This is a genomic window from Erwinia pyrifoliae DSM 12163 (assembly GCF_000026985.1).
GTDB classification, from domain to species: Bacteria; Pseudomonadota; Gammaproteobacteria; order Enterobacterales; family Enterobacteriaceae; genus Erwinia; species Erwinia pyrifoliae.
Genome location: NC_017390.1, coordinates 1,961,497 through 1,974,701, shown reverse-complemented (window position 1 = coordinate 1,974,701; position 13,205 = coordinate 1,961,497). Strand labels below are relative to the sequence as shown.

Genomic DNA, 13,205 nt, shown 5'->3' with positions numbered 1-13,205 from the left:
ACGACTGGCTCACGCTACTGCCTGCTGCCTCTGGTAGTACTTCCCCTGCTCTTCTCTCGCTGGTTGTACAATCGGTTACACGCCGATACTAAACACTCACGGAAAGCTGTCTGCCGTTCGCATATAGTCTTTTCACCAGCCCCGCAGTGGGCTGACAGATGAACTTAACTACTTGAGGGTTTTGCAATGAAAAAATTATTAGCTCTGGTCGTCGCCGCTACAATGGGTCTGTCTTCAGTTGCTTTCGCTGCTGAAACCACCGCCGCGCCAGCACCTGCTGCTGCAAGCACAACCACTGCAGCGCCAGCTAAAGCACCTGTTAAGCATGTTAAGAAACATAAGAAAGCTACTGAACAGAAAGCCCAGGCGGCTAAAAAGCACCACAAAGCGACTAAGCCAGTAGCGCAGAAAGCACAGGCNGCTAAAAAGCATCATAAAGCGACTAAGCCAGTAGCGCAGAAAGCACAGGCNGCTAAAAAGCATCATAAAGCGACTAAGCCAGTAGCGCAGAAAGCACAGGCGGCTAAAAAGCATCATAAAGCCTTAACGAAAACCGCGCCGAAAGCGTAATTTCTTCAGCCAGGGTGTCCGTCACCTTTTGCGAAATAGTTAACACAACACCCGGTTATGCCGGGTGTTTTATTAAGGAGTTTCGGATGATGGTACGTCGCTATTTATTCGAAATCATTCTGGTTGTCATGATTGTCTGTGGTATTGTTGCCGCCAGCTTTTACTGGTAGCAAATTTTACTAGTATGCTGATATTCCGAATTAATCTCCCACTTTTCGTGCCGGCCGACTATAGTTACTGCACTAACGGAATCATTAAAACCAACGCGCTTTAAGCCTGAGAAAAATATGCGCCTGACAGCTGTGTTATTAATGGGTTGCTTTGCCTGTTCATTTTATACTTATGCCGATGAGGATGCCCGCAGCGAGGGGGATACAACCACGCTGTTTTTTGGTAAAGACAATCGTCAACCGGTCGACAATACCGCCAGCGCGCCCTGGGAAGCCATTGGTCAGCTGGAAACGGCAAGCGGCAATCTGTGCAGCGCCACGCTGATCGCCCCCAACCTTGCTCTCACCGCAGGACACTGTTTGCTTTCACCGCCGGGCAGGCTTGATAAAGCCGTGGCGCTGCGTTTTATTGCCAATACTAAAGGCAGCTGGCGTTATGAAATCCATGATATTGAAGCGCGCGTTGACCCGGCATTGGGTAGGAAACTAAAGGCCGACGGTGATGGCTGGATCGTCCCCTCCTCTGCGGCACCTTATGACTTTGGGCTGATCGTTCTGCGTAACCCCCCTTCGGGGATCGTTCCGCTTCCGCTGTTTTCCGGCTCCCGCCAGGATCTGACCTCGGCATTAAAAGAAAGCGGGCGAAGGATCACCCAGGCGGGATATCCGGAAGATCATCTTGATACGCTTTACTCACACAATGATTGCATGGTCACCGGCTGGGCGCAGAAAGCCGTGCTTTCACACCAGTGCGATACGCTGCCAGGCGATAGTGGCTCCCCGCTGCTGCTGAAAGTTGGGGGTGAGTGGCAATTGATCGGTGTACAAAGCTCGGCTCCTGCCGCTAAAGACCGCTACCTCGCCGATAACCGGGCGATCGCGGTTACCGCTTTTCGTGACAGCCTGGACGTGCTGGCCCAATAAAGGCGGGGTTTATCGTAATTAAAAGGATTTCAGGCAGCGGGCGATTGATGGACAATATCGCCGAATCTGACAGCAATCAAGGAAGACCTAATGAAAAAACTCACCCTCGCAGCGCTTGCACTTCTGTTGGCGGGTTGTGTCGGCGGCTTCCGAAACGGGGGCAACTCCCCTGGCTATCAACTCAACAGCGAACACCCTTCAGCAAGCCAAAATGAGCGGGTGCGCTTTCTGGTCCTGCATTATACTGCTGCCGATGATGCCGAATCGCTGCGCTTGCTGACTCAGGGGGGCGTCAGCGCACATTACCTTGTGCCGTCAGCGGCCGATCCCTTAATGAAACAACGGACTGTCTATCAGCTGGTGCCGGAAGATAAACGTGCATGGCATGCCGGGGTGAGCAACTGGAACGGGTGCAGTAACCTCAATGACAGCGCTATTGGCATCGAAATTGTCCATCCCGGTTTCATCGACAACAGCAGTGGAAGGCATTGGTACCCTTGGGATGCTCAACAGGTCAGGCTGGTTGCCAGTCTGGCGCAGGACGTTATTCAGCGTTATGCCATCACCCCGGACAACGTTGTGGCACATAGCGATATTGCGCCAGGCCGTAAATTTGACCCGGGTCCGCTCTTCCCGTGGCAACAGCTGGCAGAACAGGGCATTGGCGCCTGGCCGGACAGCTCCACCGTTCAACGCTATCTTGCTGGGCGCTCTCACTATGCTGCCGGCTCCGTGCGCAAAATTCAGACTGACCTGGCCAGCTACGGTTACACCATTCCGCAAACCGGCATTAATGATGAGAAGACCCGCAAGGCAATTGCTGCGTTTCAAATGCATTTTCGCCCGACCAATTTCAGCGGCGTAGCAGACGCAGAAACCGAAGCGATTGCTGCGGCGCTGGTGGCAAAATATCGGACGGCCAGTAGAACGTTGCTGCAAGAGAGCGATGCGGCGCTCTAGAGCGTAATGGAAACGGCCAGCCCTGCCGGGCTGGCACAATCACTTCACTGCGATTTGTTCCATCGCCTGCAGGATGCGTTTTTCAGAAATGGGGTACGGCGTCCCTAACTGCTGAGCAAACAGGCTGACGCGCAGCTCTTCAATCATCCAGCGGATATCCTGCACGTCAACATCATCTTTGCGCTGCGGCGGCAATTTATCCAACCAGCTGCTCCAGACCTGCTGTACTGATTCAACTTTCAGCATACGGGCGCGGTCACTGTGAGGATCAACGGCGACTTTTTCCAGCCGGCGTTCAATCGCCTGCAGATACCGCAACGTGTCCCCTAGCCGCTTCCAGCCATTGCCCGTAACGAAACCGCGATATACCAGCCCGCTCATTTGCGCTTTAATGTCTGACAGCGCCAGCGCCATCGACATGTCGACGCGCCCTTTCAGGCGTTTATTGATATTAAATACCGCAGTAAGGATCTGTTCGACCTTTTTAGCAATCTCCACCACCGTGTCATTCAGCGCTGCCCGTACCTTATCATGCAGTCGGTCATAGCCCTGCTGCTGCCAGCTCGGGCCGCCGGATTCCGCTATCAGCTTATCCACGCCACAGGCGATGCAGTCATCAATCAGGTCAAGCACCTTGCCGTAAGGGTTGAAGTAAAGCCCCAGTTTGGCTTTGTTGGGCAGCTTCTCGTGCAGATATTTAATCGGTGACGGAATGTTCAGCAGCAGCAGACGCCGCTGCCCGCGCCACATGACCTTCTGCTGTTCGTGCTGTGAATCGAACAGGCGGATCGCTACGCTGTCTTGCTCATCGACCAGCGCGGGCCAGGCTTTAACGCTGTAATTTCCCCGTTTTTGTTCAAAATGGTCGGGTAAGTCGCCGAAGCTCCATACATGCAGACCGCGCTGTTCCAGTCCGTCATCCGCTACCTTCGCCAGCGTTTCCTGTACCTTGCTTTTTAACTGTGCCTTGAGCGCCGTCAGGTCTTTGCCTTCCGCCAGCTTGCGGTTGCTTTCATCGACAATGCGGAACGTGATTTTAAGATGATCGGGCACCTGCTCCCACTGCCACGCATCACGTTCCAGGGTAATTCCCGACATGCGGCGAAACTCTCGCTCCAGCGACTCTGGCAGAGGCAGCTCCAGCGCCGTAGCACGGGCAAGAAAAGCATCCGCATAGTTGGGAGCCGGAACAAAGTTACGGCGTAACGGTTTGGGTAACGACTTGATTAAGGCAATCACCAGCTCGCGACGCACGCCGGGAATTTGCCACTCAAAACCGTTATCTTCCACCTGATTAAGCAGCGGTAGCGGGATAAACACCGTAACGCCGTCGGCATCAGCGCCCGGTTCAAACTGATAGCTTAACCGCAGCTTCAGATGCCCCTGATGCCAGAAGTTGGGATAATCCAGCGGGCTGACGTTATCAGCCCCCTGATTAATCAGCATCTCTTTAGCAAAGTTCAGACGGTCAGGCTCCTCCCGGCTAAGCGTTTTCCACCAGCGGTCAAAATGTCGCGCCGATACCACCTCATGGCCAATACGCTGGTCATAGAATGCAAACAGCGTTTCATCATCTACCAGAATATCGCGGCGGCGGGATTTGTGTTCCAGCTCTTCCACTTCAGCAAGCAGCTTCAGGTTGGCTTTGAAGAAGGCATGACGCGTCTGCCAGTCCCCCTCAACCAGCGCATGGCGGATAAACAGCTCGCGCGATAGCACCGGGTCGATCGGAGCATAGTTAACCTTACGCGCTGCGACGATGGGCAGACCGTACAGCGTGACTTTTTCACTGGCCATCACCGCGCCCTGGGCTTTTTCCCAGTGCGGTTCACTGTAGCTGCGCTTTAGCAGGTGCTGCGCAACCGGCTCGATCCATTCCGGCTCAATCCGCGCGGCGATGCGCCCCCACAGACGGCTGGTTTCGACCAGTTCGGCCACCATCGTCCATTTCGGCGGCTTTTTGAACAGCCCGGATCCGGGGAAGATGGCAAAACGGGCATTCCGTGCACCGGTAAACTCTTGCTTATCACTCTCTTTTTGACCAATGTGCGACAGCAGACCTGTCAGTAGCGCGGTATGGATTTCACGCAACGCCGCCGGTTCACTGTTGACCGGCAAACCTAGTTCACGCACAACCTGACGCAGCTGGGTGTAGATATCCTGCCATTCGCGCACGCGCAGGTAGTTGAGATAGTCCGTTTTGCACTGACGGCGGAACTGGCTGGATGACAGCGCCTTTTGCTGCTCTTGCAGCCAGTTCCACAGATTAACAAAGGCGATGAAATCAGACTCTTTATCGGCAAAACGCTGGTGTTTCTCATCCGATGCCTGCTTTTTGTCGGCAGGCCGCTCACGCGGATCCTGAATCGACAGCGCGGCGGTAATAATCATCACTTCACGCACACAGCCGTATTTCTGTGCTTCCAGCACCATTTTTGCCAGCCGTGGGTCGACCGGCAGCTGTGCCAGCGCGCGCCCGGAAGGCGTCAGCCGATAATGCTGATTATCCGCGAGAGTTATCGCCCCCAGTTCTTCCAGCAGGCGCACACCATCCTGAATATTGCGCCGATCCGGTGCTTCTACGAATGGAAACGCAGAAATATCGCCCAGGCCAAGTGCGGTCATTTGCAGAATGACCGACGCCAGGTTAGTACGCAGAATTTCCGGATCGGTAAAAGCAGGACGACTCAGGAAGTCATCTTCCGCATACAGGCGAATACAAATTCCCTCGGAGACACGGCCACAGCGCCCTTTACGCTGATTTGCCGACGCCTGGGAAATCGCTTCAATAGGCAGGCGCTGCACCTTAGTGCGGAAACTGTAGCGGCTGATACGCGCCGTGCCGGGATCAATCACATATTTGATCCCCGGCACCGTTAAAGAGGTTTCCGCCACGTTGGTTGCCAGCACGATGCGCCGCCCGGCGTGGGACTGGAACACACGGTTCTGCTCGGCATTCGATAGGCGCGCATACAGCGGCAGCACTTCCGTATGCGGCAGATCGCGCTTGATGAGTGCATCGGCGGTATCGCGGATTTCGCGCTCGCCGCTCATAAAGATCAGGATATCACCACGGCTTTCACGCCCCAGTTCATCAACCGCATCAAAAATCGCCTGTAGCTGGTCGCGGTCGCTGTCATCTGCCTCTTCCACCACCGGACGATAGCGCACTTCCACCGGATAAGTTCGCCCGGAGACTTCAATGACCGGCGCATTGTGGAAATGGCGCGAGAAGCGCTGCGGGTCGATGGTCGCCGAAGTAATGATCACCTTAAGATCGGGGCGTTTCGGCAGCAGTTCACACAAGTAGCCGAGGATAAAATCGATATTCAGACTGCGCTCATGCGCTTCATCGATAATGATGGTGTCATACTGCATCAACAGACGATCCTGCTGGATTTCCGCCAGCAGGATGCCGTCGGTCATCAGCTTCACCTGTGTGGTATCACCCACTTTGTCGTTAAACCGCACCTTATATCCAACACAGCCACCCAGCGAGAGCTCCAGTTCAGAGGCGATGCGTTCCGCCACGGTACGGGCAGCAAGGCGGCGCGGCTGCGTATGGCCAATAAGCCCGCGAATACCGCGCCCCAGCTCCAGGCAGATCTTGGGCAGCTGGGTGGTTTTGCCCGAACCGGTTTCCCCGGCAACGATCACCACCTGACTGGCTCGGATGGCATCGGCAATTTCCTGCTTCTTCTGGCTGACCGGCAGATTTTCCGGATAGCGTATCGACGGTGTGGCCGCTTGCCGGGCCGCCACCCGCTGTTCGGCGCTGGTGATATCAGCGCTCAACTCGCCGGTTACCGCCTGTAACGCAGTCGGGTTTTTGATTTTTTTTGCACTCTGCAGGCGGCGTAAGAGACGCTGGCGGTCACGCAGCATCAGCGCATCCAGCCGTGAGTACAGCGTTGACAGGACAGATTGTGAGGTGTCAGACATGTTAATAGTGCTCGCTTTGTTGCGCCTGCATGGGCAACAGGGATTGATCAGGGTAAGAATTGTGCGCAGTGTAACACAGACAGGGACTTAGCGTTTTAAATGCGCAGCGGGAACTTATTCAAACTTTTCGAACATTGATATCGAAAACTCGCACTTACACTTGCGGTAAATTGTCCGTAAAGTGTTTCTCAACAAGCGGAATATTTTCGTATGACAGCACAGGAAAAAACCATGAGCAAAGTATTAGTCCTGAAATCAAGCATTCTTGCCGGTTATTCTCAGTCCGGCCAGCTGGCTGACTACCTGGTCTCCGAGTGGAAAGCTGCCCATCCAGGTGATGAAGTGACCGAACGTGATCTGGCCGCAAACCCCGTACCGGTGCTGGACGGTGAGCTGGTCGGCGCATTGCGCCCGTCGGATGCGGCGTTAACTCCGCGTCAGCAGGAAGCACTGGACTTGTCCAATCAACTTATTGCCGAACTGCAGGCGCACGACACCATTGTGATAGCCGCACCGATGTACAATTTCAACATCCCGACTCAGCTGAAGAACTATTTCGACCTGGTTGCCCGTGCAGGCGTCACCTTCCGTTATACGGAAAACGGCCCTGAGGGATTAATCAAAGGTAAAAAAGTGGTGGTATTGTCCAGCCGTGGAGGTATTCATAAAGATACCCCAAGCGATTTGCTGACCCCCTACCTGACGCTGTTCCTTGGCTTCCTCGGAATGAGCGACGTACAGTTTGTCTTTGCTGAGGGCATCGGCTACGGCCCGGAGGTGGCAGCGAAAGCCGCCAGCGAGGCAAAAGAAGCGATTTCGCAGATCGTTACTGCCTGACAGGAATCAGACGATTACAGGAGCTGGAAAGCGTGTTTAGCTCCTGTCCGGTTAGTTTATAGCGGTAACAGGGTAGCCATAATAGTTGCTTATTTAAGGGAAGAATCAGATTTTGCCCGTGTTGTTTCCTTCCAGCGCTCATGCTCCAGATTTGGCTTTAACCTCATCAGTAATGCCTTATAGCCACTTGCTTCAGTGGGTACTATCGTTGTCATAAATTTTGCATTGTTATCAGACTCTTCTACAATAACAGGGTATTTGTAAGCATGACGTCCTCGTGACTCTATTTGACCTGCATCACATAAAGAGCGTTTACTTGCAAAGTCAGTCCTGTAAGATTCTTGACTACATGTTGTGAGCAATCCGTTACCAGATAAAAATAGATCTTCTATTGGTACTCCCATTAGCGCCCCCTTGCGGTCATTGAGAGTGCAAATATTTCTTTTCTTATCGAATCCTGAAATAACAGCTGCATCCTCTGACTGGCCACTCTCTATATGCGAACTATCAAGCATCATTCCGTACGGCATGTCCGGATTGAATCTGAAGAAAGTAATCAACCCGCTATCGCCGATATATTTTTCGATGTATTCGCTTAGCTCTGAAGATGTACGTAAGTTGATTAATTCCACCTCATATCCCATATATTCAGCAATTTTCTTTAGATCACTCGACTGCAATACCTCACCCTGTAAAGAATTAAATTTTTTTGCTATTTTTCTTATACTTTCGACATTACCCTTCTCAGCAAGAAGAGGAATTTTCTTAATCGCCTTCGAATCGGCGTAAAACGCTTCAACAAGAGCTAATGCATAAATTTTGCAATGTTCTCCTCGTCGGGGTGGATAAAAATCCTCTTTCAATTCAACCGTAACGCAATTTGACTGACTATACTTTAATTCATACTTAATAACTTCTCTATTAAGCTTTTCCAACTCACCTTTAAGAGGTTGAATCATAAAATGCTCCAGCTCCCTGTCAAAACGCATACTTTTTATATCCATAATACCATTGCATATCACATTTCTACGTTCTGTATTATCATTGTTTTTGTTAGCTTCGGCGTTACGGTCATCCACTTTTTCATCTTCCCTGGGAGATGCGCATAACGCGTTTTCATACTTTTTCTCAGGCTCAATAGAAACACCTGGCTGATTGTTCACGCCAGAGACGGAAAGAATAACCTGGCTATTATTTTGACTTGGAGAGGCAGGTCGTTTTCAACAATATATTCAGGTTCATTTATGCTGCTGTCTGTATTAATCTTCATCTTTACTTTCCTATGCATTTGCCATTTTAGCAAATGCCATATATTAAATTAATATGGAAAGACGTGTATTAAAAAACGCTAAAGCATCCTCACAAAAATCTGTTTCACTACTGCCCTCGCCTGTTAATAACCTACCTGTTTCTTCAGCCACAACCCGTTAATACCGCGCACATATTCACCGGGTTTGGCGCGATCAACCAGTTTCTGCCCGGCGATATTGGCCACCTCTCGCGTGGTCAGGTTATTTTGCTGTGCCAGCTGTTGATACTGTTGCAAACGCCCCGCGTTAATCTGCCTGACCAGCTGCAGGGTTTCACCGTCCTGCTGAATGGGCGCAATATAGCCGTTTAGCGTTTCGCCCACCCGCCCCTGCTGGCGAGCCTCATCAAGCGTTAGTGCTATTGCCGCCGGTGACAGCAGCAAACAGCCCAGCAGTAATCCCCGGTACCGTTGTCTCATACGTATTCCCTAAAACAGGTTACTGTTGTTTTTGAGTAAGGCTTCCACGTCTTTATCGACCTTGATATGAATCTCATGTTCAATTTTGACATTCATATTGATGGTAATCGGCTCTTTCGGCGCGGCGACCTCAATGCGTGGGACACAACCACTCAACAGCATAATGCAACTGGCCAACGGCAGGCTAATCAGGGCTTTCATCACTTTTTTCCTTATGCAATGGCAGGGTAGCGTTTTCTTCAACCCAGTACTGCAAATTATTGCCAAAGCGCAAACTGCGCCACAGTTGAAACAGGTTTTCACGCTGGGTGTAATGCAGCGATACCCGTTGGTTTCGATTGCTGAAACGGCTGGAGCCCTCAATTTTTGCTGCCATCGACATCCAGCCGAGATTATCAATATCGACAGTGGCCCAGCTGCGGGTAATCTCCATATAGCGCATCCAGTCTAAGGCTGCCCCGGCGGCAACATTGTTGCTACTGATGGCATCCGCCATGTCCTTATCCATGCGCACCGTTAACGTATCGCTATTCGCGACCCAACCGCCTTTAACCAGCCACTGTGAATGGGTCAGCCAGAGCGGTAATGCACCGTCGATCGTGCCGGACATCGCTATCTGCTTTAACTTTAACGCCGATATCAGTTCGGACACATTGATATGCTTAATCTGCACGGTGGCGGGCTGGGTTTGCGGCATTTGCAAATTGGCCATATGAAGCTGGCCACCTAAAACGTCAGTACCCACATTGGAGAGCCTGAGCGGTTTAGCGCTGCTCCACGGATACCATCCCTGCAAATCGGCGGTGATATTTTGCATCGCGAACTGGTTGGTGATCTCTTTGATGCGCAACGCTACCGGGCCATGCATGCCGAAATACCAGCGCTGTGCTTGCAGTCGGAAGGGCAAAGAGAAATCAATACCCTTAATTGCATTATCAGGCATTAACACGCTGCCATTGGTGACCAGCCAGTGCCCGCCTGCTTTCAGCCCTTGATCGCCAGCGGCGGAGAAAGCAATCTGCGCTTTAAGCTGTCCGTCCTGGATGGACATTTTCAGATCCGGGCTGAGCAGCGGCTGAAAAACGCGCAGCGACTGCTGCGGCCACCACATCTGACCGCGCAAACGCTCGCCGTTCCACCGGCCTTGTACCTGTACCGGGCCTATTTCCCCGGCCTGCAGACTGCCATTATACAGAAACCAGGCCGGGTCACGCCCTTTAACCGCGAAGGTCAAAACGGAAGGGGGCAGATATCCCCCGCTCTTCAGGCGCACTTTTTTGGCTTTCATGTTGAGCTGACCGTTGAACGAGGGCCGTGCCGGGTCGCGCTGCCAGAGAATCGGTTTATCCAGCGTCAGACGCGGCGCATCCACGCTGGTGTCTGCATAGCGCAGATGGTTAAAACCCGTTGATAGCGAGTTCAACTCAATCAGCGTATTCAGCCAACGCCCACGACCGTTTACATCCCACTTTGCTGCCAGCGGAGCCAGATAGCCGTTGCCCCAGTAGCGCCACAGCCATTCGCCTTTATCCGGCCAGAAGCGGCTGGCTCGGCCATCGAGGTGCAGGCGAAAACGCCCCATCTCCCGGTTATGAGCGCTAAGAATTGCCTGCAGGCGGCCGTTGATCCCGGCAGATGAGACGGAAAGGCCTGCCAGAGGCCAGCGTGCTTCATCAACTTCCAGCGTCGACAGCAATTGTCCTTTCATGCGCAGCAACGCCCCGGGTTGCAGCACCAGCAATGGATCGATTAGCGGACCACGTAAAACGCCCGGCAGCCCGGCAAAAAATTGCAGCTGCGCCATTTTTGCGTCGCCGGTCAGCCGCAACGGCAGATGACTGTCTGACAGGTCAAGCCTGCCCGGACCGATAGCGAGCACGACGTTACCCTTACCACCGCGCCCCTGGGTAAGCAGATTCAGGCGGCCGGTTATTTCCGTCGCGGCTAATCCTTGCTGCCAGTTCTTTGCACTTAACGCGATATTGCCAGAAAGGGGCTGACCACCCCAGGGCCAGTTCCACTGCCCCTGCCTTATCTCGATAAGCTGCGGAGCAATTTGCCATGGCAGAGTCAGAAGCGGGATGGCATGATTTTCGCTGCGGGCGATCAGCGTGCCGTTCCGCTGTTGCCAGTTCAGATCGACGCGAATGGGATCGGGGACACCATCAAGTGTGATATTACCGCGTAAACAGCCGGATTCAGGCAGGCCGCCCGGATTCGCCGGCAGATTAAGCGTGCCGTTCAGGATAACGGGCTGCGCAATACCAGCCGCTTGCCATTCAACATTATTCAGCGCCAGCTGCTGGCCGTTAAGTTCGGCCTGTAAGGTCAGTTTTTTTGCCCGGTACTCCAGGCGCTGGCGCCGGGCATCAATATGCAGCTGCAAACGACCGCTTCCATTCTGCCAGGGCGCAACGACCAACTGACCGATGCTCACATCGGCAGCCGGCAGTATCTGCTGCCATTCAGCCAGTGTTCCAGGAGCCTGCCGACTGTCTGAGGGTGGAATTTTCGCTGCACAGGCGCTGTCAATCAACAGGGTATCGGCAGACAGCTGCCAGCGTGACCGGTGCCGGGATAATGCCGCGTTGCTCACCGTCACCAGCTCGCAGTTACCGATGCGATAATGCAAGCCGGGAAGCCGCAGCGCCCCCTGTTGCCAACGAAGGTTGCCATGAAGCACGAGGGTGGCGTTTTCCGGTAGCCAGAGAACGGCCAGGCGCGGCAGCCATTTTGTCACAGTAAGCAGCAGGCACGTCAGCAGCAAAATGACTACCGTCAGCACAACCAGCGCTCTAATCCAGCCCCGTTTCATGGCGGCAAATCCTGTTATGTCTGTGATTATTTGTCAAATGATGGCACGGAATGCCACACGGGTGAAGTATTTTGCCGGAATGCAGCAGATTCGCTGCTTTTTCTTATAGTTGATGAACGGCACCGCCCCCCTTCGGGCATTCATTGTTACACTGCTAAATAATCAATGACGTGAAGGAAAGGAGTAAAACCTTGAAAATTGCGGTGTACAGTACCAAGCAGTATGACCGGAAATATCTTCAGCAGGTCAATGAAGACTACGGCTTTGAAATTCAGTTCTTCGACTTTCTGCTCAGCGAAGCCACAGCAAAAAACGCGGCGGGATGTGAAGCAGTTTGTATCTTCGTTAACGATGATGCCAGCCGAAGCGTATTAGAGGAACTGGCCGCGCTGGGGGTGAAATGTGTTGCCCTGCGCTGTGCGGGTTTTAATAACGTAGACCTTGATGCAGCCGCAGAACTGGCAATAAAAGTCGTTCGTGTTCCCGCCTATTCGCCCGAAGCAGTGGCTGAGCATGCGGTAGGGATGATGATGACCCTCAACCGCCGCATTCATCGCGCTTACCAGCGCACCCGCGATGCTAATTTTTCGCTTGAAGGTTTGATAGGTTTTAATATGCACGGCCGAACCGCCGGGGTGATTGGCACGGGTAAAATCGGTATTGCCGCGCTGCGCATTTTGAAAGGCTTCGGTATGCGTCTGCTGGCATTTGATCCTTATCCCAGCCCACAGGCGGTGGAACTGGGGGCTGAATACGTCGATATAGATACCCTGTTCAGCCAGTCTGACGTCATTACCCTGCACTGCCCGCTGACGGCGGAGAACTACCATCTGCTGAATAAGAGTGCCTTTACCAGGATGAAGCAAGGGGTGATGGTGATTAACACCAGCCGGGGCGGGCTTATTGATTCTCAGGCGGCAACAGAGGCCCTTAAGCAGCATAAAATTGGCGCTCTGGGAATGGACGTATATGAAAACGAACGTGACCTTTTCTTTGAAGATAATTCTAACGATGTGATCCAGGATGATGTATTTCGCCGGCTGTCAGCCTGCCATAACGTGCTGTTTACCGGGCACCAGGCGTTTCTGACCGCCGAAGCCTTAACCAGTATTTCACACACTACGCTGGAGAATTTGCGGCTACTGAAGAAAGGCGAGCCGTGCGAAAACCTGCTAACCGCGTAACTGAGATCGTCAGCGGCGCGGATCCCCGGGAGCTGACACACCAGTCAGTGACCGGGGTGAGCAACGGCAGCCAA

11 protein-coding genes are annotated in these 13,205 nt (G+C 53.0%); 6 read left to right on the top strand and 5 right to left on the bottom strand.

Annotation, left to right across the window (positions count from 1 at the left end; all coding sequences use genetic code 11):
• Positions 1-186 precede the first annotated feature (186 nt).
• The 4 genes from asr (at position 187) to EPYR_RS08760 (ending at position 2,624) form a co-directional block, all read left to right on the top strand.
• Positions 187-570 (top strand): acid resistance repetitive basic protein Asr, encoded by a 384-nt coding sequence (gene asr, locus EPYR_RS08770; protein WP_012668045.1) that lies wholly within the window; start codon positions 187-189, stop codon positions 568-570.
• A gap of 86 nt (positions 571-656) precedes the next feature.
• Complete coding sequence (ydgU, locus tag EPYR_RS21625; RefSeq protein WP_004157645.1) at positions 657-740, top strand: small membrane protein YdgU; 84 nt, start codon at positions 657-659, stop codon at positions 738-740.
• Between the two features lie 117 nt (positions 741-857).
• Positions 858-1,664 (top strand): trypsin-like serine peptidase, encoded by an 807-nt coding sequence (locus EPYR_RS08765; protein WP_012668044.1) that lies wholly within the window; start codon positions 858-860, stop codon positions 1,662-1,664.
• Positions 1,665-1,754: 90 nt separating this feature from the next.
• Positions 1,755-2,624 (top strand): N-acetylmuramoyl-L-alanine amidase, encoded by an 870-nt coding sequence (locus EPYR_RS08760; RefSeq protein ID WP_012668043.1) that lies wholly within the window; start codon positions 1,755-1,757, stop codon positions 2,622-2,624.
• Positions 2,625-2,663: 39 nt separating this feature from the next.
• Here the strand turns inward: EPYR_RS08760 and hrpA are convergent, their stop codons facing one another.
• Positions 2,664-6,566: an ATP-dependent RNA helicase HrpA gene (gene hrpA / locus EPYR_RS08755; protein WP_012668042.1), complete on the bottom strand. Its 3,903-nt coding sequence runs from the start codon at positions 6,564-6,566 to the stop codon at positions 2,664-2,666.
• A gap of 231 nt (positions 6,567-6,797) precedes the next feature.
• Here hrpA and EPYR_RS08750 point away from each other — a divergent pair, with 231 nt between their 5' ends.
• Entirely contained in the window at positions 6,798-7,403 is a 606-nt protein-coding gene (locus tag EPYR_RS08750; RefSeq protein ID WP_012668041.1) for an FMN-dependent NADH-azoreductase, read from the top strand.
• A gap of 89 nt (positions 7,404-7,492) precedes the next feature.
• Here the strand turns inward: EPYR_RS08750 and EPYR_RS08745 are convergent, their stop codons facing one another.
• From EPYR_RS08745 to EPYR_RS08730, 4 genes are all read right to left on the bottom strand, one after another.
• Positions 7,493-8,482, bottom strand: a complete 990-nt coding sequence (locus tag EPYR_RS08745; protein ID WP_231839706.1) for a hypothetical protein — start codon at positions 8,480-8,482, stop codon at positions 7,493-7,495.
• A gap of 314 nt (positions 8,483-8,796) precedes the next feature.
• A complete protein-coding gene (locus tag EPYR_RS08740; protein WP_012668039.1) occupies positions 8,797-9,132 on the bottom strand; it encodes a YdbL family probable chaperone protein in 336 nt (111 codons plus the stop codon).
• 9 nt (positions 9,133-9,141) lie between these two features.
• Positions 9,142-9,333, bottom strand: coding sequence for a YnbE family lipoprotein (locus EPYR_RS08735; RefSeq protein ID WP_014538888.1), 192 nt, complete (start codon positions 9,331-9,333; stop codon positions 9,142-9,144).
• Positions 9,317-11,947 carry a YdbH family protein gene (locus EPYR_RS08730; RefSeq protein ID WP_012668037.1) on the bottom strand — a complete coding sequence of 877 codons (2,631 nt, stop codon included), beginning with the start codon at positions 11,945-11,947 and terminating at the stop codon, positions 9,317-9,319. The genes EPYR_RS08735 and EPYR_RS08730 overlap by 17 nt, the downstream gene beginning before the upstream one ends.
• A gap of 191 nt (positions 11,948-12,138) precedes the next feature.
• Here EPYR_RS08730 and EPYR_RS08725 point away from each other — a divergent pair, with 191 nt between their 5' ends.
• The gene (locus EPYR_RS08725; RefSeq protein ID WP_012668036.1) at positions 12,139-13,131 is read left to right on the top strand and encodes a 2-hydroxyacid dehydrogenase; all 993 of its coding nucleotides are present in this window, start codon (positions 12,139-12,141) and stop codon (positions 13,129-13,131) included.
• Positions 13,132-13,205 lie beyond the last annotated feature (74 nt).

What these genes read in the sequence shown, in the direction of transcription:
- ydgU (WP_004157645.1), top strand. Translation starts at nt 657, where the DNA reads ATGATGGTACGTCGCTATTTATTCGAAATCATTCTGGTTGTCATGATT.
- EPYR_RS08765 (WP_012668044.1), top strand. Translation starts at nt 858, where the DNA reads ATGCGCCTGACAGCTGTGTTATTAATGGGTTGCTTTGCCTGTTCATTT.
- EPYR_RS08760 (WP_012668043.1), top strand. Translation starts at nt 1,755, where the DNA reads ATGAAAAAACTCACCCTCGCAGCGCTTGCACTTCTGTTGGCGGGTTGT.
- hrpA (WP_012668042.1), bottom strand. Translation starts at nt 6,566, where the DNA reads ATGTCTGACACCTCACAATCTGTCCTGTCAACGCTGTACTCACGGCTG.
- EPYR_RS08750 (WP_012668041.1), top strand. Translation starts at nt 6,798, where the DNA reads ATGAGCAAAGTATTAGTCCTGAAATCAAGCATTCTTGCCGGTTATTCT.
- EPYR_RS08740 (WP_012668039.1), bottom strand. Translation starts at nt 9,132, where the DNA reads ATGAGACAACGGTACCGGGGATTACTGCTGGGCTGTTTGCTGCTGTCA.
- EPYR_RS08735 (WP_014538888.1), bottom strand. Translation starts at nt 9,333, where the DNA reads ATGAAAGCCCTGATTAGCCTGCCGTTGGCCAGTTGCATTATGCTGTTG.
- EPYR_RS08730 (WP_012668037.1), bottom strand. Translation starts at nt 11,947, where the DNA reads ATGAAACGGGGCTGGATTAGAGCGCTGGTTGTGCTGACGGTAGTCATT.